This window comes from Sphingobacterium siyangense (genome assembly GCF_007830445.1).
GTDB classification, from domain to species: domain Bacteria; phylum Bacteroidota; class Bacteroidia; order Sphingobacteriales; family Sphingobacteriaceae; genus Sphingobacterium; species Sphingobacterium siyangense.
Genome location: NZ_VLKR01000018.1, coordinates 11,157 through 34,335, shown reverse-complemented (window position 1 = coordinate 34,335; position 23,179 = coordinate 11,157). Strand labels below are relative to the sequence as shown.

Here is a 23,179-nt window from a genome sequence, read left to right as displayed (position 1 = left end):
GGCTAGAAAGTATTTATACCGTTTACAGTGGTGTATTTGAATGTCAATTTTTGATCGGGATAGACAAATTTAAAGGCACTTTGACACATCAGGGCAGCCTCATGGTATCCACAGAGAATGAGTTTCAGTTTGCCTGGATAGGTGTTGATGTCTCCTATAGCATAGATCCGTTCGATATTGGTTGAGTAATCAAGCGTATTGACCTCTATCGCATTTTTATCGATATTTAATCCCCAATCTGCGATTGGACCAAGCTTCGGCGTAAGACCGTATAAAGGAATAAAATAGTCTGCATCTGTTGCTGTGACTTCTTTTTCTTTATTTGTTGTTTCAACATGAGACAAGTAGTCATTGCCATGAATATTGGTCAGATTGTGGGACAATAATAAGTTGATCTTACCTTGTTGGGCCAATTTGAAAACCTTTTCAGCCGAGTCCGGAGCGCCTCTGAAGGAGTCACTTCGGTGGATTAAAGTGACCTGTTGCGCAATATCTGCGAGATGGAAGGTCCAATCGAGCGCGGAATCACCGCCACCGGCAATGACGATTTTTTTATCCCGGTACTTGGTGGGGTCTTTTACCATATAATCTACGCCTTTTCCTTCAAAGAGGTGAAGATTTGGAATTTCGGGCTTGCGTGGTTCAAAGCAACCTAAGCCCCCAGCGATGACAATGACCTGTGTATGAACCACCGTATGATCATTGGTTTCTATAATAAAAGAACCGTCGTCCTGTTTTGTTATATGTTCCACGCGCTCGCCTAAGGTGAATGTGGGGTCAAAGGGTTTAATCTGTTCAAGCTGTTTATCGATCAACTCCTGCGCAGTGATACTTGGATAACCAGGAATGTCGTAGATAGGCTTATGGGGGTAAATCTCCGAAAGTTGACCGCCCACTTGGGGTAACACATCAATCAAATGGCAGCGCATTTTTAAAAGCCCAGCTTCAAAAACTGCGAATAGGCCAACAGGTCCTGCTCCGATGATACAGATATCCGTATTTATCATAGCTATTCTATATTTAAATTGTTATATATTGTATTCAAAATTCTTGTGAAAGCTTCGAAATCTTCGTCCGCTAGATTTTCCCAGGCCTTCATACGAATCTCCGTAACAATTGGCGTAAGCGATGCTACTTTCAATTTTCCTTCTTCTGTCAAATGGAGGTATAGACTCCGACGGTCTGTTTCGTCAGTGATCCGCTCAGCCAGATTCTTTTTAAGAAGGATATCTACGATCCGTGTCAGTGTGGGCTGGTCTTTTCCGCAGCGCTTGGCCAGTTCTTTTTGTGAAAGTTGATCTGTTTCGTATAAAGCCTTTAAAACGGTCCATTGGTCTACAGTAATATCAAATCCTTTCTCGGCAAAAGAAGATTGGGCGAACTGTTTTACTTTCTTGGCTGTTTGGTCCAAGATGAAGGAGTAGCGGTCAAATTTTTCGTTTAGCATACAAATATTTAGTACAACAAATATATTTAAAATATTTAGTGTGACAAGTAATTTGAATGCAATAAAAAAGGGCGTTCATTCGAACGCCCTTTTTTATTTTATCGATATCAGCTATTAAGGTCTTACGACTTCAGCTTTTTTAGCAGTATTACCTTCTGCCAAATGCTTTCCTTTACGTAAGTCATATACTGAAGGTGCAGCTAAGATAATAGATGAATATGTACCTACGATAACACCGATTAAGATCGCGAATGAGAATCCACGGATAACTTCACCACCAAAGATAAACAATACAGCAAGAACAAACACGATTGTCAATGAGGTAATAATTGTTCTACTTAATGTCGAGTTGATCGCATGGTTTACGACATCGCCAAGATCTTCATTATGTGCATTTGGTTTCGATACGAATTCACGTAAACGGTCAAATACAACCACTGTATCATTCACCGAGTAAGCAATTACGGTTAATATTGCTGCTACAAAGTGTTGGTCAATATCAAGTGAGAATGGTACGATACCATCCAAGATAGAGAATAATCCCAATAAAATGATCGCATCGTGAATTGTTGCAATAGCTGCTCCAACTGAATATTCCCATTTATGGAAACGGATCAAGATGTAAGCTGCAACAATGATGATAGAGAAAATTGCTGAGCTGGTTGCTCTAGATTTGATATCGGTAGCGATACTTGGTCCAACTTTTTGAGACGAAAGAATCTCATGTTTATTAGAAGCATCTACTTTCGATAGACCTTGGTTTAATTTGTCCAATACTTCTTTATCAGCAGTGTCCGAAGTTTCTTCAATATGGTAAGTTGTTGTAATACGCAATTGATTGGCTGCACCGAATACTTTTACCTCTGTTGTTTTCTTGAAGATATCGTCCAAGTTTGTACGTACAGCTTCTAAGTCCACAGGTTTATCATAGCGAACAGTATAAGTACGTCCACCTTGGAAATCCACGCCTAAACTGAATCCTTTTGTGAAAATTGATGCAGCAGAAATTAACACAGCAACGATTGAAATCGCGTAAAAGATTTTACGTTTCTGCACGAATTTGAAGTTTGCGTTATGCAAAGTGTTTGCAGACCAAGGGAAAGAGACTTTGATTTTGAAATCTTTCGCTAACATCCATTCAAAGATAACACGTGTAACTAAGATCGCAGTAAACAATGAAGTAATAATACCCACCATTAACGTTGTTGCGAAACCTAAGATCGGACCACTACCAAATAAAAATAGGATAATACCAATTAAGAAGGTTGTGATCTGCGAATCCAGGATGGAAGGTAAAGCATGTTTGTAACCATCGGCAACAGCCTGACGGATCGATTTTCCTAAGCCCAGTTCTTCACGGATACGTTCATAAATCAAAACGTTTGCATCGACAGCAGTACCCATTGTCAATACGATACCGGCAATACCAGGTAGGGTCAGTACAGCATTTAAGGATGCCAATACCCCCATAATGATAAATACGTTTAACAATACCGCGATGTTTGCTACGATACCCGCCGTATTGTAGTAAGCGATCATAAAGATCATTACCACGATAATACCGATAACAGCAGAATTTACACCGGCATCGATGGCAGCCTGACCCAAAGTAGGACCCACAACAGCTTCTTCAACGATTTTAGCCGTTGTAGGAAGACGACCTGCCTTCAATACGTTCGCCAAATCTTTGGTATCTTCTACCGTAAAGGATCCAGAGATTGATGAGCTACCATTTGGAATTTCACCGTTTACAGAAGGAGCAGAATAAACTACATTATCAAGAACGATAGCAATCGCATCTCTGTTTTGAGCTGCTTTTGCTGTAATTTTCTTCCATTGATGAGCACCTTCACTGTTCATTTGCATACCAACCACAGGTTGATTTTTCTCATCAAAGTTTGCTGTTGCGTCAGTGATCACATCACCCGTCAATACAGCACCATTGTCCTGTCCAGACCCTTTAATGGCGTATAATGATAGTTGCTCAGGTGTTTTTTGCTCTGGTTTAACAGACCATAAAAGCTTTAAGTTTCCAGGAAGTATTGATTTCACCTCAGGACGTTGCAAGTAAGCATTTACTTTTGCCGTATCTTTTAATGAAGCAATACCGACCATTGAACCTGGCATAAGTGCCATTTGTTGGTTTTCGCCCATGTAAACAGCTGGACGTAATACTTCAAATAATGGATTTTTCTGACCTAGATTTACAGCAGCACTGTCTTTCTTAGCATCTTTTTTACCACCGGTTAGATTAGACAATAAATCATCTGATTTTTTGCTTGTATCTGCGGCAGTATTTGTTGTAGCAGCTGGAGCAGCTTTTAACGTTGATGCTAAAGTTTTGTCGATATTTTCCAGTATTGGATAAACTTCCTGGTTTGTATATGTTTCGTAGAATTCCAATTTAGCCGAACCTTGTAATAGGTTACGAACACGGCTTTCATCTTTCACACCAGGTAATTCGATCAAAATACGGTTTGTACCTTGTTGAATTTGAATGTTTGGAGATGCAACGCCAAATTTATCGATACGTGTACGAAGTACTTTGTATGAGTTTTGGATGGCATTGTCTGCTTCTTTTTGAAGGAATGATTCAACTTTGGAGTCTGAATCACCAGGTTTAATTAGAGCAGCGTTATCTTTTGTTGAAAAGAATGTCGAAAGTGGAGTTGTAGCACCGATGGATTTGTACTCTTCCATAAATAAAGCAACGACTGTTTTTGCACTCGTTTTGCTTTTTGCTACTGCTTGCTCCAACGCTTTGTTGAATTTCTCATCTTTTGGATTATTCGCCAAATTGCGGATCAATTCGTCCAATGAGATTTCCATGGTCACGTTCATACCACCTTTCAAATCCAATCCCAAAGCGAGTTCATTTGCTTTGGCTTCCCGATAGGTGTATTTTGCAAAACCTAAATTGTACACTACTTCACCGGCCATTGAGTCGAGGTAGCTTTTCTCTTTCGCCAAGTCTCCTTTGGCAAAATTCTCAGCATCTCGTTCCACATTGCGGGTCACCCAAGTAAATGATAGGGAGTATAGACACGCTAATGACACCACTATCACTAAAAGTTTAATCAGCCCTTTACCTTGCATCGTCTGTTATAATTGTATTAATTTTAATGTTAAATACTGTTTATGTAATTGATAATTAGTTCTCGTTTAATCACATTTTACCAAGAATGGCAAAGGTATAAAATTTTTGTAGAATGAAAAGTTTTATTTACGCCAATCAGGTCAACGGCATAAAAATAGGAGAATTGAAGAAAAAAAGAAATATTTATTGATTTTATTTATAAAAAAAGGCCCTGCTCAACATAGAGAAGGACCTTTTATACTGTTTAGTTGTTTTATATTATCTCAATGTGTATTTGATACCAAACGAGAATGTTGACGCATGGAAATCACTTCCATGGTTTAATTGCCAATCTGGCTTCCAGTCAGCGTGAAATCCAATTGGTGCTGAAGGAATTTTAAATTCCAAGCCTAATTGTGGTCTTAAGCTTATCGCTGTATAATTATCTCCAATATCAAAGAAAGTAGCCTGTGCACCAATACCTGCATACCATCCTAATCCAGCTGCTCCACGGAAAGGTCTAGCATGTTGCCAGTCAGCTCCTATTGCTACAACATGGTCGTCAAACATCACCTGTGCTTGACCGTTGTTAGCTCCTCCGATTGATTGTTTATATTGAACACCCCAAAGATCAGCGTGCTTAGTGCCATCAAACACAACACCAATTGCTGCACGTTGAGGAGACTGAGCTTTCGCTTCCTGTGCGCCAAATGCTAATGCTGCGACGGCAGCTAATGAGAGTAATGTCTTTTTCATAATTATCTTATCTTTATATTTTCATTAATTAAAATAACTTTTCGTGTTACCAAAAGCAAATAGCCTGCCAAAAAATGATAAAGGCTGGGACGTACCCTAGATGAATGCTTAATTCATAACGTTTCTAATTTGTCTTCCGATTGTAATTTGTATCTTTTATTTTTTATTATTGCTTATTTTTCTTAAATTTGCCTGGCAAATAGAAAACCCAATACATATTTGCCATGCAATTAGATCCACAAAAATTCGTAGCAGAAGGTCTCACTTACGACGACGTCTTATTAATTCCAGCTTATTCTGAAATTTTACCCCGTGACGTTGATACGAGCACTTCGCTAACAAAAAAAATCAAATTAAATATTCCATTGGTTTCTGCAGCAATGGATACGGTAACCGGTGCTGATTTGGCGATTGCGATTGCTCAAGCTGGCGGTATTGGTATGTTACATAAGAACATGACGATTGCAGAACAAGCTGCTGAAGTACGCAAAGTAAAACGTTCGGAGAGCGGTATGATTCAGGATCCAGTAACGTTATTGGCAACAGCAACTGTGGGTGATGCCTTCAATATTATGAAGGAGCACAAAATCGGTGGAATTCCTGTTGTGAACGAAAAAGGCCAATTGGTTGGTATTGTAACGAATCGTGATCTTCGTTTCCAAAAAGATATGAGTCGTCCAATCAACGAATTGATGACTAAGGAAAATCTTGTTGTTGCTCCCGAAGGAACGGATTTGGTGAAAGCGGAAGAGATTCTTCAAAACGAAAAAATCGAAAAACTTCCTGTCGTTAATGAAGAAGGTATTTTGAAAGGCTTGATTACCTTTAAAGATATCCAAAAATATAAACATTATCCCAATGCTGCCAAAGATAGCCATGGCCGTTTATTGGTTGGTGCGGCAGTAGGTGTTACACCAGATACCCTTGATCGCGTTGAGGCTTTGGTGAAAGCAGGTGTGGATGTGGTTACAATCGATACGGCACACGGGCATTCTAAAGGTGTAATCGATAAGTTGAAATTGGTGAAATCGCAGTTTCCTGAGCTACAGGTAATCGTTGGAAATATTGCGACCGGTGCAGCAGCAACAGCTTTGGCTGAAGCAGGTGCAGATGCCGTAAAAGTAGGTATCGGACCGGGCTCAATTTGTACAACCCGTATTATTGCTGGTGTTGGTGTTCCTCAGCTTTATGCTGTATATGAAGTTGCCAAAGCACTTAAAGGAACTGGCGTGCCTTTGATCGCAGATGGTGGTATCAAACAAACTGGTGATATTGCAAAAGCAATTGCAGCCGGAGCAAGCACAATTATGGCTGGCTCTTTATTCGCCGGTGTGGAAGAAGCTCCAGGTGAAACAATTATCTATGAGGGACGTAAGTTTAAATCTTACCGCGGTATGGGCTCAATCGAAGCCATGGAAAAAGGATCTAAAGATCGTTATTTCCAAGACGTAGAAGATGATATCAAAAAATTGGTTCCTGAAGGTATTGTTGGGCGTGTTCCTTACAAAGGTACATTAGCTGAGGTCGTTTATCAATATATTGGCGGATTACGCGCTTCTATGGGATACTGTGGTGCTGCAACAATTGAAAAATTACAGGAAGCACAATTTGTCCGCATTACAGGAGCAGGGTTGAGAGAGTCCCATCCACATAATATTTCCATTACGAAGGAAGCACCAAATTATAACAGCAGAGGCTAGATGTTGCTTGGATGATATAAAAACCGATAATCTTGATTATCGGTTTTTTTTGTGTAAAAATATTAGCAAGATAGCCCCAGTGATCAATAGGAAATTTGTACTTTTATACCCTATTCTCAGGTTTTAAAATTTAAGGAGTTAATTTGGATTATTTAGCGGGTTTAAACCCTTCACAACGAGGAGCCGTAGAGCAAACAGAAGGTCCTGTGATGATTGTTGCAGGAGCTGGTTCAGGAAAAACACGGGTAATTACCTATCGTGTAGCACACTTGATTCGAAAAGGTGTTGATCCATTCAATATCTTGGTATTAACATTTACCAACAAGGCTGCCAAAGAGATGCGCGCACGTATCGTTTCTGTTGTTGGAAGCGAAGCGAAAAATATTTGGATGGGAACATTCCACTCGGTATTCGCAAAGATACTCCGTGTCGAAGCAGAATTGATCGGTTATCCCAGAAACTTTACCATCTACGATACGGACGATACCAAAAGTTTGTTGCGTGCCATTTTAAAGGAAATGAATCTCGATGATAAGCTGTATAATGTCAATCATGTGTATGGACGTATCTCACAGGCAAAAAACAACTTGATCTCACCGCAGGAATATAATAAGAATGAAGCCATACTGGCCGAAGATATTTCCAATGGTCGTGGTCAATTGGGGCAGATTTATATGACCTATGCACAACGCTGTTACCGTGCTGGAGCAATGGATTTTGATGACCTCTTGTTTAAAACAAATGTCTTGTTAAACAAGCATCCAGAGGTATTGCATAAATATCAGCATCAATTTCGCTATCTGATGGTCGATGAGTACCAGGATACCAACTTCTCCCAATACCTTATTGTCAAACGCCTGGCAGCAGTCAACGAAAATATCTGCGTGGTTGGGGATGATGCACAATCGATCTATGCATTTCGTGGTGCAAATATTCAGAATATCCTGAATTTCCAAAAGGATTATCCTGATGTGAAGATCTTTAAACTGGAGCAGAATTATCGATCGACTAAGATGATCGTAAATGCGGCCAATTCGGTGATTGCGAATAATCAGAATCAATTGGAAAAAAATGTTTTCTCGGATAATGAAGAGGGCGAAAAGATCAAGGTTTCACGTGCTTTCTCTGACAATGAGGAAGGTAAGATCGTTGCTGACCAGATTATCGAAGAGAAATCGTTAAAAGGACTTAATTATAAAGATTTTGCTATTCTGTATCGTACCAACGCCCAATCCAGGGCAATGGAGGAGGCCTTGCGCAAAATTAATATCCCCTATAAAATATACGGTGGTACTTCTTTCTATCAACGGAAAGAAATTAAAGATCTGATCGCGTATTTCAGACTCACCTTCAACCCAAATGATGAGGAAGCACTAAAGCGTGTTATCAATTATCCACGTAGAGGGATAGGGGATACGACGATAGAGAAGATCATGATCGCTGCAGATCAGAATCAATACCGTATATGGGATGTTGTTGCAAATGCAGCCCAGTTTCTAGACGGACGCAGTGCAACTTCTGTCGGTGGTTTTGCACAGATGATACAGAGTTTTCAGGCTCTTGCCAAAAACAATAACGCATTTGATACGGCAATGCATATTGCGCAGCACTGTGGTATTCTGAAAGAATTGTATGAAGACAAATCGGTAGAGGGGCTGGCGCGTTACGAAAATATCCAGGAACTCCTCAATGGTATCAAGGAATTTTCGGAACGGGAAGATATCGAAGAGCGTGGACTTGATGTCTATATGCAGGATATCGCCCTGTTGACAAACGACGATAATGATAAAGATCCAAATGCTGATACTGTATCATTGATGACCATCCACTCTTCCAAAGGATTGGAATTTCCGATTGTTTTCATTGTAGGCTTAGAAGAAAACCTATTTCCTTCCCAGTTGTCGTTGAATTCCAGGTCGGAATTGGAAGAGGAACGAAGACTTTTTTATGTCGCTGTTACGAGAGCTGAAAAAAAATTACTACTTTCGTATGCTACTTCGCGATATCGTTGGGGAACGCTGAATAACTGCGAACCCAGTCGCTTCTTGGATGAATTGAATCCGGCATGTCTTGCATTGGATTTTAAACCACGACAAACTTCTGCCTCAGCCGGAAGTTTTCAAGGCGAACGAATTGCATGGCAACAAAAGGATAGTGATGATACGTTTTCTAAACCTAAGCCTAAGCCGATGGTTAAAACGACATCAATACTACCGAAAGCCCACAAACCTACTGCGGGTTTTGCTCCTTCAGATACATCAAATCTTCAAGTCGGCATGGAAGTTGAACATGAACGTTTTGGATTTGGGAAAGTTGTTAATCTCGAAGGAAACAAAGGAGATATAAAAGCAACTATTTTCTTTAAAGAGTTGGGACAGAAACAATTGTTGCTTAAATTTGCAAAACTTAGAATAATTCAATAATAAAATACCAAAACGGCATCTTGATCGTTTAATTAGGTACTTATATTAGCTATATGAACTTTGACTACAACAGCACTAGACCAAAATTGATCCTTGCAGAATATGGTCGCAATGTGCAAAATATGGTAGATTACATCTGTACTTTACCCACAAAGGAAGAAAGAAATAAACATGCGCAGATTGTAATCGATATGATGGGGGTATTGAACCCACATTTGAGAGACGTGTCTGATTTTAAACATAAACTGTGGGATCACCTACAGATTATCTCTGATTTTAAATTGGATATTGACTCACCTTATCCAATTGCTACAGCGAAAAGTGTGAAACACGAAGTTGAGCATTTGGGCTATCCGCAGCATTCCATTAGATTCAAGCACTATGGTTTTACCGTAGAGAAAATGATTGAAAAGGCTTTATTGGCTAATGACGAGGCTAAAAGAGAGCAGATGGTTATCGGTATCGCCAATTTTATGAAAATGGCTTACCTGACCTGGAATAAGGATTCTGTTTCGGACGAGTTGATCATCCAGGATCTCAAAGAGTTGTCAGGTTATCAATTGACCTTACCAGAAGGTACTGTATTGACCAAACTTGACTTTAAAACTCCGCCTCCGGGAAATCGCGTTAAAGGTCCGGCTAACAGTAACTCAGGCGGAAATAATAACAATAACAATAATAATAATTCCGGTCACCAGTCGAAAGGTGGAGGCAAGCCTCGTATGACAAGTAACAACAACAATAATACGAAGCGCAATAACTACGGAAGCAATAATAACAGCTACAGTAGGGATAATAATAACAACAGCTACGGTAGGGACAACAATAACAACAATAACAGAAACAGAAAGCCGCAGGGTAATTATAATAATAAACGAGGCTAGTTCTTAAAGATTTTGTTTAAAGAAGCAGGCAATTGCGAAGTGATTAACAGATTTCTTTACAATTGCCTTCTTTTTTTAAGAATCGCGCTGTTTTATAAAAAAACAAGGTTCTTTGGTCTCCGATCCCGGTATGTTAGGCGGAAGGCTAAATATCCCAAGGCTAATACAAGAACCGGGATAAGATACTAAGAAGATATCACTTATATATAAATGAACGCATTTGAAATAATCGGTGGAAAACCGTTAAAGGGAGAGATTATTCCTCAAGGAGCAAAAAATGAGGCCTTACAGATTCTTTCTGCAGTTTTACTGACAGAAGAACCTATGACCATCAGTAATATCCCAGATATTAAGGATGTCAATAAGTTGATCGATCTATTGGCTGCTTTAGGTGTTAAAATTGATCGCATAGATAAGGACACATACGTTTTTGAAGCTAAAGATATAAATATAGACTATTTCCAGTCACCTGAATTTAAAGAAAAAGGTGGTGGATTGCGTGGCTCTATCATGATTGTCGGTCCTTTGTTGGCTCGATTCGGAAAAGCCGCTATTCCGAAACCGGGGGGTGATAAAATCGGCCGTAGACGATTAGATACACACTTTTTGGGTTTTGAAAAATTGGGTGCTAAGTTTGTGTACGATGCGACTACCCATTTTTTTAACGTTGATGCAACGGAGTTAAAAGGAAGTTATATCCTTTTGGACGAAGCTTCTGTAACGGGTACGGCGAATATCGTGATGGCTGCTGTATTGGCAAAAGGGACAACAACGATATACAACGCTGCTTGTGAGCCGTATTTACAACAACTATGTAAGATGTTGAATCGCATGGGGGCTAAAATATCCGGTATTGGATCTAATTTGTTGACCATCGAAGGAGTAGAGCGTCTGGGGGGAACTTCACACCGCATGTTGCCTGATATGATTGAAATAGGTTCTTTCATCGGACTTGCAGCAATGACAGGTTCAGAAATCACCATTAAAGATGTCTGTTTCGAAGAACTTGGCGTTATTCCATCTGTATTTTCGCGCTTAGGCATCAAGTTTGAATTACGTGGTGATGATATTTTTATTCCGGCGCAAGAATCGTATGAAATCGATACATTTATCGATGGATCTATCCTGACAATTTCAGATGCACCTTGGCCAGGTTTTACGCCCGATCTATTAAGTATAGTACTTGTTGTGGCGACTCAGGCAAAAGGAAACGTATTGATCCACCAAAAAATGTTCGAGAGCCGTTTGTTCTTCGTCGACAAATTGATCGATATGGGGGCGCAGATTATCTTGTGCGATCCGCACCGCGCAACCGTTATTGGACTGAATAAATCACACCACCTGAGAGGTATTGAGATGACTTCGCCAGATATTCGTGCCGGGGTGTCTTTATTGATTGCAGCGCTATCTGCCAAAGGAAAATCTGTGATCCACAATATCGAACAGATTGAACGTGGCTATCAAGATATCGAAGAACGCTTGCGTAAATTAGGAGCAGATATTAAACGTATCGATGCCGAACCAAAAGGTCATTAATTAATGCGAATAGCCTATGTGCTAGCGTAAGATAAAAGAAGCTCCGGATATAAATTCTGGGGCTTTTTTTGTGATATCTGCATCAAATAAGGTAAATTTGTCTATACTACATTTAAACAACTATAGATATGAAAAAATATCTAAAAAAGTACGCCTTAATTTTCCCATTATTAGGCATAGTACTTCTTTTTCACAATTGTCAATCCTCTACACCCAAAGAGGTTAAACTACATGAAGAATCAAATACAACAACGGATATCCGCTCTTCTAAACGGATCAATGCTGCGGTAATCGTACAAAAAGTTACTTTTCCCAATATGCCTTTTGCTGAACTAATCAGGTTGATGAATCTGACCAAAGATAGTTCACCTGCTGCATTGTGGAAGGCAATATCCACGCTACCCCAGGCGGAACAAATGAAGAAAGATAGCTTTGATATTGAAAATCCCCTGCAGCGTATGGAGCTGATGCTTGCCCCTTTACGTAAGATGGAAATTAAATTTGATCAACAACAAGCGAAATCTGATGCTGCGGGCCTGACGTACCGCCTGGAAAATTATGTGAATTATAGCAAAGGTTCAGGCGAGGCTTTTTTAGCAAATAGTGGCAACGAGACTATCAATGTAGGACTGAACTATCCAGAAGGGAAACTTAATGGATTGGCGAAAGTGCAGATACGAATAAATCCCAAAGAGTATATGATCGATAAGACCGGAAAAACAAAAGTAATTGCCGGAATTACCTGTCAGCAGGCCATTTACAATAAAATTGATGCAATGGATAAAACGCTCCCTAAATTTGTCGTTTGGAAGAGCCCACGGATCCCGAAGGGAATCAATCTGCTGCACCCCTATGTGTTTGATGAAAACGAAGGGATTCTTGAAATTGATGCCTATCTCAATGAAGATGAAAATTCCCTATTGCGCTTTACAACCACAGCTGTCGTCGAAAAGCAATTTGAACCCAAAGAATTTGAGGTTACAAAAGCCCATGCTAAACTTGACGCGGCCAAAGATCAAAACAGCATCGAAAAAAATGTACTTGATGTCGTGTTTCATTAGAAAACACCATAAAAAAGGAGTTGATCACATGATCAACTCCTTTTTTATTTGGGATATATGTAAAAGTTTACATTAAAGGAGCAGGTGCTTCTTCTTCAAATAAAGGGAATTCCTTGATAATGTTATACCATGTGATAACCTTTTTAATATCCGAAGAATAAACACGTGATTCATCATGGCCAGGAGCTACTTCACGGAAGAAATCTCTTAATGTTGCGCCATCAGATTTTGTATCTGGCAGAGCGATGCCTTTCTCTTTGATTGTTTCAAAAATATTCAATAGACGAATTTCTTCTTCTTCACCATAGATGGTGATATCTTCCAAAGTCGCCATTTTTGTAGAAGATAAACTTACTACCGTTTTAATTTTTGCCTGATCAAGGGTTTCTAAAATAAAACCACCTTTATTTTGTCCAACCAATTTGAACAATCCTGGTTTACCAGTTACGGATACTAATGCTCTTAAATTCATTTTAATACTATTTAAATCTCCAAGAATTAATCTTCGATAACTTCAATTGATAAAATACGGTCACCTTGTCTGATATCGTCAACAATGTCTACGTTTTCGATAACTTTTCCAAAACAAGTATGGTTACGATCTAAGTGAGCAGTGTTGTTACGGCTATGACAGATGAAAAATTGAGAACCACCAGTATTACGGCCTGCATGAGCCATAGACAATACACCTCTATCGTGGTATTGGTTTTCGCCTGTTAATTCACAGTCAATTTTATAACCAGGGCCACCCGTTCCAGGGATTCCTGCAGCTCCTTCACGTGAATTTGGACATCCACCTTGGATAACGAAATCAGGGATTACACGGTGAAATGCCAATCCATCATAATATCCTGATTTAGCAAGTTTGATAAAATTGGCTACTGTATTTGGAGCATCAGCTGTGTAGAACTCCACAGTCATGTCGCCTTTTTCTGTTTTAATAATCGCTTTACTCATATTCAAAAATTTTTATGAAATACAAAGATAACGTTTCAGAGTGAAATGTGAAGTAAATCCCGATTGCCAATTTTTTTTAATTGATAGATTGTGTATTTCTCAGGATATTAAGTAACAGTATTTTTGTATATTTATGTACGCTAGCCAATTATAATTAACTGTAGATGTCAAATCCGTACAAACTAGTCATTCGGGAGTGGGCAGAGGCCGATCGTCCGAGAGAGAAACTATTGAGCCAGGGCCGTAGGGCGCTTACCGACGCCGAATTACTGGCTATTTTAATCGGGTCTGGTTCCAAAAATGAAAGTGCTGTTGAATTATGCCGGCGCATATTGGCCGATGTCAATAACAACCTGCAGACGCTTTCGATGATGGAGGTTTCAGAACTGAGCATGTATAAAGGGATAGGCGAGGCAAAAGCTATCGCTATTCTTGCCGCATTGGAGCTCGCACGCCGGAAAAACGACCTGCCCGTAGAACAGCGTAAGCTCGTAAATAGCAGCCGCTTCGTTTACAACTTTATGAAACCCATACTTCAGGATCTGCCCCATGAAGAGTTTTGGACGCTGTATCTCAATACGGGGTATAAAATATTAGACAAACAACTGATCGGACGCGGCGGTAATGATTTTACGCCAGTTGATGTCAGGATTATATTACGATCTGCACTTAGCCTTAAAGCACATGCAATTATATTAGTTCATAACCATCCCTCGGGCACCTTGTATCCAAGCAATGCTGACAAAATTCTGACGCAAAAAATTGTTGAAGCCTCTAAAATTATGGATATTAGAGTTGCCGATCATTTAATCTTTACCGATAACGGATATTATAGTTTTAAAGATGAAGGTATAATCGACTAGTTACAGCAATTCTTATTATGAACAAAAACAGTATTGATAGATTCACGGACAGGGTTGTCGATTACGAGAAATTTAGACCATGTTACCCAAAAGAGATTATTCAGGTGCTTAAAGAACAAATAGGGCTGGATAAAAAATGGTTGGTTGCCGATATCGGTAGTGGTACAGGGCTATCTACGCAACTTTTTCTCGAAAATGGGAATGACGTTTTTGCTGTTGAACCCAATCGGGAAATGCGTGAATCTTTACTGCATCATTTTAAAACCTATCGGAATTTAATCGCGCTGAATGCGACTGCCGAAGATACATCTATTGAGTCTGGATGCGTAGATCTCATTTTTGCAGGGCAATCGTTTCATTGGTTTGACCGGGAAGCATGTAAGAGGGAGTTCGCTCGCATTCTCACAGAAAATGGACGTATTGTACTGGTCTGGAACCAGCGTGATCCCGGCGATGCTTTTCAACAGGAGTACGAAGATTTTCTGCTCAGTCATATACCAAGTTATCAATCTGTCAGTCACAAAAATATCAGTGATGATGATCTCAAACAATTTTTTGGATCACGTTCAATGACCAAGGTAACCTTACCAAATCAACAGATATTGGACCTTCGGTCGTTTTTGGGAAGAGTACGTTCATCATCTTATTTTCCCAAAGAGCAGGCTGAAAACAAAACGCTCTATGACGATCTCCGTACACTTTTCGATAAGTACGCAATCTCTGAGCGTATCGTATTCAAGTATATAACCGAAATTTATATCAGTTAACTAAGAAATGGGAATTTGCAAAGCTTCTTTCGTTGCATTTTTTCTCTTCCAGTCGAAAACTCTTCGTATAGGCGAAGAATGAAAAGGGAAGATTAAGATGAATAACGTTAGGATTACCCCGATAATAAATAGCCCGGAGTAGGCGTCGCGTATGGATAGTAGCGAGGCTTGGACTTGGACCGATTTCATTATATTTCCTCTTTGTAGCACCAAGCTATTTGTTCGATCGATTATACCAGCAAGATTATTGGCATTAAGGATCTGTAGGTGGTAATACCAATTAGTAATGATGTTTGACCAGACTACAGGCACCAAAAATGAACGTGTAAGAATCAAAAATACTAAGCCAGAGAGGTAATATTTGCTGGGAATATTACCGGCCATATATACGCCTATTCCAATGTAGGAAGTGATCACGCCCATTCCTCTTAATGTCAAAGGGAGATAGAACAAAGCCGTGTTTGTTTGTTGGTCGATAATCCTTGCAAAGAAAAAGCAAGATAGGGCATAACACGCTGCGGAGAATGCCAAAATGAACTTGCATTTTTTTGTTATTTTGAAATAAATATAAGCGATTACTGCGCCGATCATATAACCAGGAATTACATAGGTATTTATTTCGGCGACTTCCAAGGGGTTTGTACCAAGCGTAATTCCCAAAAGGGAGGAGTACAGCGAGGTCGAGCTATAAAAAATGCCGAAAATAAAAATTGTTCCAATGGAGATAGGCAGAATCCGTGTTGAAAAGGCTTCAAAATTTAAGAGTGATTTTCGGATTAGTACACTTCTATTTATAAAAAGTATAAAAAAACAGAGCGATGCGATTCCGGTGACCAAAATAAACCTGGAATGAAACCAATTTTGTGTCAGACCATATGTGCTGAAATAGGCAAAATTCAATAATGAAATACAAAGTAAAATACTTCCAAACCAGTCATATTGATAAAGAGGTACCTTTTTAAAATCTGACGATTTCATAAAGATGATGCAGATTAACAACGCTACTGCAAGTAGTATATTTTGAAATAAAAAGACAGTTTCCCAATAGAAACGCGTTGCAAATAGAACAGATACATAACTTGCCAAGGCAGGAATGATCATTGTCATGGGGTAGTAGACTGCATATAATTGATATCGTTCTCCACGTGGCATGAGAAAAGGGATCATTTCCCCAATGATAGCCATCGTGACAATAATCTTGGCACTCCCAATAAAAAATGTGGCCATACAGATGTTGACACCATTATTGGCATGTTCCAAAACCGCATTGGAAGCGAGGATAATGAAGATAGATACAATTAATATCGTCTTTTTGGAAAATAATTTCAACAACCTAAATACCAGTGGTATGGCACATACCATTCCCGCATAATAACAATATGTAGCCATACTCAAATCTGCGGTGATACCGGCGTATCCATTCATGACATACGTGTTAATGGAAGTTGGGATTCCATTATTGAACGAAAATAAAATATTGAGTAGAAACAGAAAGAACAATTCCCAACCTGAACTCAACCAATCTCTGAATATACGATCTTTCATGATTATTTAATACGTATGATAGCATTCATACCTACGCGAAGCATGGCGAGATCTTTTGGGGTATTGGATGCTGTAAAATTAATTCTAACCGGAATGCGCTGTTGTACCTTAACGAAGTTCCCCGTAGAATTGTCAACCGGAACAGCAGAATACTTAGATCCTGTTGCTTCGGATATGGCGGCTACTTCACCTTCAAATGTCTTCCCGGCCAATGCATCAATTTCAATGTTGACTTTTGCCCCGAGAGCAATATTTTTTAGTTGACTTTCGGTATAATTTGCGGTAATCCATTTCTGCTCATCACGTACAATATTGACCAATGGCGTACCGTTTTGCACCAATTGACCCTCTTCAATCGTCCGCCGTCCCAATACACCGTCGTACGGTGCAGTGATAACCGTATACGAAAGGTTTAACTTGGCTAGATCAATCGCAGATTCGGCCTTTAGTAATGAGGCATCATTGATTGACAGCTTCTGTTCAGACTCATGTGTGTTAAGTTTCGATACACGCTCTTGCGCCAAAAGTGCCTTATATTTGGCTAACATGGCCTCATAATCTGCTTTTACCTGATCGAATTGATATTGCGTTACTGCTTCATCTTTCACGAGACTCTCGTAACGCCTATAATTCAATTCCATATTATCTAGCCGGGCTCTCATCTCATCGATATTGGCATTTGCTATCGCAGTACTGTTGCCGGCAATGGCAATTCCAGATTGCGATATTGTTTTACTTGCTTTGGCATCGGCAAGAGTGGCTTGTGCATTTTGTAATAAAATTCTGTACTCAGCATCATCAATAATGACGAGTGTATCGCCTTTGTGAACTTTTTGATGCTCATCAAATCGAATTGTTTTGATATAACCGCTGATACGCGAATTTATAGGGGTAATATGGGCATCTACCTGGGCATCATCTGTATAAACAGATTCGTTGATGTGGAAAAAGACTAAGATACCCCAGATAATTGTAACCACAATGACGACTGCAGATAGGATGTTGATGATCCATATCTTCCGCCTTCGTTTTATTTCTTTCTCACTTAATGTTGAATTGCTCATGACTCAATTACTTATCTTCTTTTTTTCTGAAAATCAAGGCTCCCGATACGATTGCTTATCAATAATTGCGGTCAATTTTTCGAGAGTTTCTGTAATTTCCAATACTTTTTTTTCTGATATCTCCTGCAGGATCACACGGTAGAGGTCTTGCTGGACAGGATCTAATAATGTCCTATATTCGTCTCCCTTTACCGTTAATTCGATTAAATTATTTCGTCTGTCATTGGGATCGCTTACGCGTCTAACCAGATCCCGTTTACAAAGATTATCGATCAGCGGAGTGACACTTGCTTTGTTCTTCTGTATTGCTGTGGCTATATCTTGCTGATTCATTTGCTCCTTCTTCCACAGTGCTGCCAATACTTGTAACATTTCATAGGTGATATCCAATTGCTGTTCCTTTATTTTCTGGATATAGTATTGTTTTAAGCTCGTTCGCAAAGCAATGATACTATCCACTAAGGGTTTTACTGGATTCATGGATTCGTTTTTCATAGCACAAAGTTAAACATAAAACAGTTAAATATCAAACTAATTTATTTTAGTTAAAAATGTGTTAAAGATGAGTGCTTTAGAGAGAGATGGCATTTTATTTGGAAGCACTTAAACGAAAGGAAAAAAAGATATGTTAAGAGTTGAATTAATCTTCTTTAGACGTTGCCTACTGCCATTGCTGATTTTAGGAGGTGGGATAAGTGTTGTAAGGGCACAGCAAATGCATGCTTTTAATAACTTAGAAACCGATTATCATTTTGTATATCGGTGGGTAGATCCATTCTTCCCTTTAAGCCCACAGGTCGATGTGATGACCTTGGACGTTGCGCCGATCGATAAAGAGCCCGAGCAGCAGGAGAAAATAAAAACGTCAACGGGAAAACAGCGTTTTAACGGCAGGGTGAGTGAGCGCGTATATGAAGGTTCGGAAGTAATCGTGAGCCCTGGAGAATCGGTTGGCAATATAACCTACAGCTCCACTAGCTCCGCCACCCGGTATCGTGTTGCCATTGATCGACGCAGTAATGAGCACTACCATGGAAAGCCTGTATTTATAGATGCGAAGGGGGTAAAATATGTAATTGATTCGAAATTTAGAAAACAAGTTGTCGAATAATTCCTTGGCTAGGTTAAAAATTTGTTAAAATTATTTTTTCAGGTAATTAAATCGAAATACGGCATTTGTATTGTACTTTTATTTACAATTATTTAAATAACAATTGAGTTATGAGAGCAATAAATCGTTTCAAAAAAATCACAGCTGCATTAGCTTTGATCGCTGCAGTGGGATTGGGACAATCCTATGCACAAACGGCTCCTAAAAAAATGGAAAAAGAAGCCAAAAAGTCTGAACAAAAAGCAAAAGAAGTAAAGACTAAAGCCAACGAGGCCGAAACGAAAACGAAGGCAGTGCCGGTGAAAGCTACTGCGAAGAAGGAAGCTGCAGTCAAGGAAAAGTCAGCGCAGACGAAAAAGGTGGCTGATACAAAAACAGCGCCAGCAGCACCAGTGGAAGCGAAGGAAAAAGCCGTGAAAAAAGAAAGTGCTAAAGCTGAAAAACAAGCCGCTGCTGTGAAAAAGGATGCCGTAGCTACAGCTGATAAACCAAAAAGTGAAAAATATAATGAACATACAGTTTATCTCGGTCCAAAAGGTGGCAAATATTATATCAACGGAAATGGTAATAAAACGTACATTTCTGACAAAAAGTAAAGAGCAGCTGAAAACGAATTATATCAAAAAAGGGGACATCGATCGATGTCCCCTTTTTTGATTTCAATAGTTTAGCGTAGCAAATTCATTAAATAGCTTTTGTTGAGATAAAAGACATCTAAACTTCCGCCGTCATCCAGAATACTGTTGCTAATCTCCTTTTTATGTTGCTGTAAGGTCTGAATTTTATCTTCGACCGTGTTAGGGCTGATTAATCGGACTGCGGTGACCGTCTTTTGTTGCCCCATGCGATAGATCCTATCGATCGCCTGTTGTTCAACAGCAGGATTCCACCAGGGGTCTACCAGGTACACGACATCGGCTGCGGTAAGATTAAGTCCGGTACCACCGGCTTTTAGACTAACCAGAAAAACGGGGATATCCTTGTCGGATTGAAAATCACTAACCAATTTACCTCGATTTTTGGATTGGCCTGTGAGCATTAACGCGCGAATACCCTGTTTATCCAAAGCCTCTTTAATCAGGTTGAGCATACTGACAAACTGTGAAAACACGATCATTTTGTGCTGGTCTTTTTTATGCTGAATTTGCTCGATAAGCATTTCAATTTTGGCAGAGTCCGCAGCGCTAGTCAGATCCTCATTTTGGAGCAGTTTGCTTGAATTACATATCTGTCGCAATTTTGTTAGACCTTTTAGGACATGCATGGGGCTTTTCTTGATTTCATCGCCATCTTTGGCAGAGATAAAATCTCGAAACTCTTTTTCATAAAGATCATAAATTCGCCGTTGGGCAGTTTTCATCTCACAGTAAAGGACCAGTTCATTTTTTGTAGGAAGATCACGTAATACATCCTGTTTTGTTCTACGGAGAATGAAAGGCTTTATTTTCTCTTTCAGCATTTTTTTTCTCTTGCGGTCATGGAAAGCATCAATAGGAGTCGTATAGACATCTTTGAAATATTTTTTGCTTCCTAGTAGACCCGGCACAATAAAGGAAAGCTGGGCATAAAGATCCATCGTATTATTCTCGATAGGAGTTCCTGTTAAAATAATGCGATTTCTTGATTTTAATAAATTTACCGTTTTGTATCGCTGGGAATCCGGGTTTTTGATTTGCTGCGATTCGTCCAATATGACATAATTGAAGGTTATTTTTTTTAGCGTATTAATATCCGTCAGCAGGTTGTGATAAGAAACTAAAACAAGGTCATATTGTTCAAACTGCATCCCTTTTTCTATTCTATTTGGACCATCTAAAACCAACGTTTGGAAAGATGGAAGGAATTGCTGGATTTCATGCCGCCAATTAAAAATTAAGGTCGTGGGAAGTACAAGTAATGTTGGTGCAGATTGTCCCTTTGCTTTTTGAGTAGCCAGAAAGGCTAATATTTGGATCGTTTTGCCAAGTCCCATGTCATCGGCAAGACAGCCACCAAAATTAAGCCCATCCAAGAAATGCAGCCATTGTAGCCCTTGTTGCTGATAAGGGCGTAAGTTTCCGACAAAAGTTGGTGGTATCTGGACCTCGGATAGCGAAGAAAAATTAGCGAGCTGCTTTCTCAACGTGCTGAGCTCCGCCAACACGATAGGGTCTAGCTCCGCCTGATCAAATAGTTGATCGATTTCATTGAATTTGTATTTTGGAATTTCAATGAAATCATCAGCTATCGATTCTGCTGCATTAAAATAGGCTTCAAATTTATCGAGCCACTGTTGCGGTAAAATGCCCTGGGTGCCGTCATCCAAGGTGATGAATTGCGAGCGGTTCCGTACTGCCTTTTCAAGTTTTTTTAGGGAGACACTTTTGGGGCCAAATTTGACCTGTATATTGGCGTTGAACCAATTTTGTCCACTGAGGACCTCCACATGTATTTTTCCCTTAAAACGGCTTAATTTATTTCCACGTAACGTATTAAATCCGATGATCTGTATACCCTGATGTTGCCACTCCTCAAAAGCATCCAGAAACCAGTTACTGTCCAGAAAGTATTTGCGATGCAAATAAAAATGCTGAAAGCTTCCTTCATCCATTTGCTCCTGAAAATAGGGATGCTGCTTCAGTAACAGGGAAATAACTTTTGTTTCAGCTTCACGTTTCCGATCGACCAAAAATTGTGTACCCTTGCTGTCTGTACCAAATATATTCCGCTTACTTAAAATAGGAATTTCGACCTCACCATAACGCATGACAGGAATAAGGTTGACAAAATCTTCCGATTCTTCGAGAAACAAAAGTGGCTGCATGTCCTGATAATACAGATTTTCCTTCAACTGTGGCTTGCTTGCTTTGGGAATATCTTTAAAATTTAACTCCACGGAATGTGCTATCTGTTCCAAAAACAACCTGTTGAATTCTTCGAACTTACGCTGATGGATCAACAATTGCTCACCTTTGTTGCCAAACAAACGGATCAACTTGAGGTGAAACCTATTTTCAATCAGAAAAAGCTGATTTTTGATGAGAATGAAATGGTCCAAAAGAACGACTAAATCCTGTAAATTGTAGGCTATCGTATGAATATGAATTTCTCCTTGAATGGTATAAAACGCACCTTTTTTTGAAATAAAGAGCTTAATATCACCTTTGTTTAGGTTAAATTGAACAGTCGATAAGGTGGAGGCTGTTATATTGTCGGATTTTTCATAGTCATGCAGATAAAAATCGAGGTGTAATGGGTTTTTTGCAACCGCCTTCAGACTGGAGCTGATTTCGATATCCTGTTGTACAGCTTGAGAAAATTGGTAAACAGCGGTGTAAAATTGCATTTCCTCAATCGAGCTGCTTTGCCAGATACGTGACTGGCTCTCACTGGCGGAAATCGGGTTTTTAGGTAGGCCGGATTTCGTCATTGGAGCTTGGCACAGGAGTATTTGTAGATTTTTGTAATACCGGTTGCGCGTTAACACCACAAAATGCTGCTGCTTTTCGGCTGTCGTCTTGGCCTTTGGGGCAAGAGATTCCTCCACTAGATCAAAGTCATCAATGGAGGTTAGCTGTTTGTCTTTTAATAGAAACTCCAGCTTCCCTGCTTTGATCTGGGCTGAAAAATAGTTTTCTAAAGACGATTCCTTTTCCAGTCCATATTGTGCCGCAACCTTCTTGAGTAGATGCTGATAGCGGTTGTGATCAAAAAATGCCAACCAATTCTCCTGTGTAAATAGTTTACCTAAAGCCGCCTTTTGATGACGGCAGAATCCTGTTTGTGGACAATTGCAAAAGACGGCTGTTGTGGGCAACGTATGGATGATCATCACTTCAAAATCGGTATAATTCTCCAGTACCTGAAAAGTTGCCTGATTGACCTCCATTTCCATCGCATTGACCTGAAAATGGGCCAGTGTCAGGTCCATCCAAGGAAAATAAGAATAACGGCTCACCTTGGTGAAATCGATATCGGTCAATGTATACTGATGGAAGTCCATAATGCTT

The 23,179-nt window shown here is 39.6% G+C and carries 19 protein-coding genes; 9 read left to right on the top strand and 10 right to left on the bottom strand.

Annotated elements, in window-relative coordinates:
* Positions 1-2: 2 nt before the first annotated feature.
* From IQ31_RS16215 to IQ31_RS16200, 4 genes are all read right to left on the bottom strand, one after another.
* Complete coding sequence (locus IQ31_RS16215) at positions 3-1,007, bottom strand: NAD(P)/FAD-dependent oxidoreductase (RefSeq protein WP_145328692.1); 1,005 nt, start codon at positions 1,005-1,007, stop codon at positions 3-5.
* Between the two features lie 2 nt (positions 1,008-1,009).
* Complete coding sequence (locus IQ31_RS16210) at positions 1,010-1,447, bottom strand: MarR family winged helix-turn-helix transcriptional regulator (protein ID WP_075993977.1); 438 nt, start codon at positions 1,445-1,447, stop codon at positions 1,010-1,012.
* Between the two features lie 114 nt (positions 1,448-1,561).
* Entirely contained in the window at positions 1,562-4,543 is a 2,982-nt protein-coding gene (gene secDF / locus IQ31_RS16205; RefSeq protein ID WP_075993976.1) for a protein translocase subunit SecDF, read from the bottom strand.
* A gap of 259 nt (positions 4,544-4,802) precedes the next feature.
* A complete protein-coding gene (locus IQ31_RS16200; RefSeq protein ID WP_120333382.1) occupies positions 4,803-5,279 on the bottom strand; it encodes a hypothetical protein in 477 nt (158 codons plus the stop codon).
* 224 nt (positions 5,280-5,503) lie between these two features.
* Between IQ31_RS16200 and guaB the strand changes: the two genes are divergently transcribed.
* From guaB to IQ31_RS16175, 5 genes are all read left to right on the top strand, one after another.
* Positions 5,504-6,979: an IMP dehydrogenase gene (gene guaB, locus IQ31_RS16195; RefSeq protein WP_075993975.1), complete on the top strand. Its 1,476-nt coding sequence runs from the start codon at positions 5,504-5,506 to the stop codon at positions 6,977-6,979.
* Between the two features lie 143 nt (positions 6,980-7,122).
* Complete coding sequence (locus IQ31_RS16190; protein ID WP_070565989.1) at positions 7,123-9,402, top strand: ATP-dependent helicase; 2,280 nt, start codon at positions 7,123-7,125, stop codon at positions 9,400-9,402.
* A 53-nt stretch (positions 9,403-9,455) separates the two neighbouring features.
* Positions 9,456-10,286: a DUF4290 domain-containing protein gene (locus tag IQ31_RS16185; RefSeq protein WP_070565986.1), complete on the top strand. Its 831-nt coding sequence runs from the start codon at positions 9,456-9,458 to the stop codon at positions 10,284-10,286.
* 210 nt (positions 10,287-10,496) lie between these two features.
* Complete coding sequence (murA, locus tag IQ31_RS16180) at positions 10,497-11,822, top strand: UDP-N-acetylglucosamine 1-carboxyvinyltransferase (RefSeq protein ID WP_070565984.1); 1,326 nt, start codon at positions 10,497-10,499, stop codon at positions 11,820-11,822.
* Positions 11,823-11,950: 128 nt separating this feature from the next.
* A complete protein-coding gene (locus tag IQ31_RS16175) occupies positions 11,951-12,883 on the top strand; it encodes a hypothetical protein (RefSeq protein ID WP_075993973.1) in 933 nt (310 codons plus the stop codon).
* Between the two features lie 67 nt (positions 12,884-12,950).
* Here the strand turns inward: IQ31_RS16175 and IQ31_RS16170 are convergent, their stop codons facing one another.
* Positions 12,951-13,355: a DUF5606 family protein gene (locus IQ31_RS16170; protein WP_075993972.1), complete on the bottom strand. Its 405-nt coding sequence runs from the start codon at positions 13,353-13,355 to the stop codon at positions 12,951-12,953.
* Positions 13,356-13,381: 26 nt separating this feature from the next.
* Complete coding sequence (locus tag IQ31_RS16165) at positions 13,382-13,840, bottom strand: peptidylprolyl isomerase (protein ID WP_046671802.1); 459 nt, start codon at positions 13,838-13,840, stop codon at positions 13,382-13,384.
* A 164-nt stretch (positions 13,841-14,004) separates the two neighbouring features.
* Here IQ31_RS16165 and radC point away from each other — a divergent pair, with 164 nt between their 5' ends.
* Entirely contained in the window at positions 14,005-14,703 is a 699-nt protein-coding gene (gene radC, locus IQ31_RS16160; RefSeq protein ID WP_075993971.1) for a RadC family protein, read from the top strand.
* A gap of 17 nt (positions 14,704-14,720) precedes the next feature.
* Positions 14,721-15,470, top strand: a complete 750-nt coding sequence (locus IQ31_RS16155; protein ID WP_088162758.1) for a class I SAM-dependent methyltransferase — start codon at positions 14,721-14,723, stop codon at positions 15,468-15,470.
* Here IQ31_RS16155 and IQ31_RS16150 read toward each other — a convergent pair whose 3' ends face one another.
* The 3 genes from IQ31_RS16150 to IQ31_RS16140 are packed head-to-tail and all read right to left on the bottom strand — an operon-like array spanning position 15,471 to position 18,574.
* Entirely contained in the window at positions 15,471-17,015 is a 1,545-nt protein-coding gene (locus IQ31_RS16150; protein ID WP_145328690.1) for an MFS transporter, read from the bottom strand.
* Positions 17,016-17,017: 2 nt separating this feature from the next.
* The gene (locus IQ31_RS16145) at positions 17,018-18,079 is read right to left on the bottom strand and encodes an HlyD family secretion protein (protein WP_075993967.1); all 1,062 of its coding nucleotides are present in this window, start codon (positions 18,077-18,079) and stop codon (positions 17,018-17,020) included.
* Positions 18,080-18,112: 33 nt separating this feature from the next.
* Positions 18,113-18,574 carry a MarR family winged helix-turn-helix transcriptional regulator gene (locus IQ31_RS16140; protein WP_145328688.1) on the bottom strand — a complete coding sequence of 154 codons (462 nt, stop codon included), beginning with the start codon at positions 18,572-18,574 and terminating at the stop codon, positions 18,113-18,115.
* Between the two features lie 130 nt (positions 18,575-18,704).
* Between IQ31_RS16140 and IQ31_RS16135 the strand changes: the two genes are divergently transcribed.
* Both IQ31_RS16135 and IQ31_RS16130 read left to right on the top strand, forming a co-directional pair.
* Positions 18,705-19,190, top strand: a complete 486-nt coding sequence (locus tag IQ31_RS16135; RefSeq protein ID WP_145328686.1) for a hypothetical protein — start codon at positions 18,705-18,707, stop codon at positions 19,188-19,190.
* Positions 19,191-19,300: 110 nt separating this feature from the next.
* Entirely contained in the window at positions 19,301-19,786 is a 486-nt protein-coding gene (locus IQ31_RS16130; protein WP_145328684.1) for a hypothetical protein, read from the top strand.
* 71 nt (positions 19,787-19,857) lie between these two features.
* Here the strand turns inward: IQ31_RS16130 and IQ31_RS16125 are convergent, their stop codons facing one another.
* Positions 19,858-23,172, bottom strand: a complete 3,315-nt coding sequence (locus tag IQ31_RS16125) for a DEAD/DEAH box helicase (protein ID WP_088162752.1) — start codon at positions 23,170-23,172, stop codon at positions 19,858-19,860.
* Between the last annotated feature and the right edge of the window lie 7 nt (positions 23,173-23,179).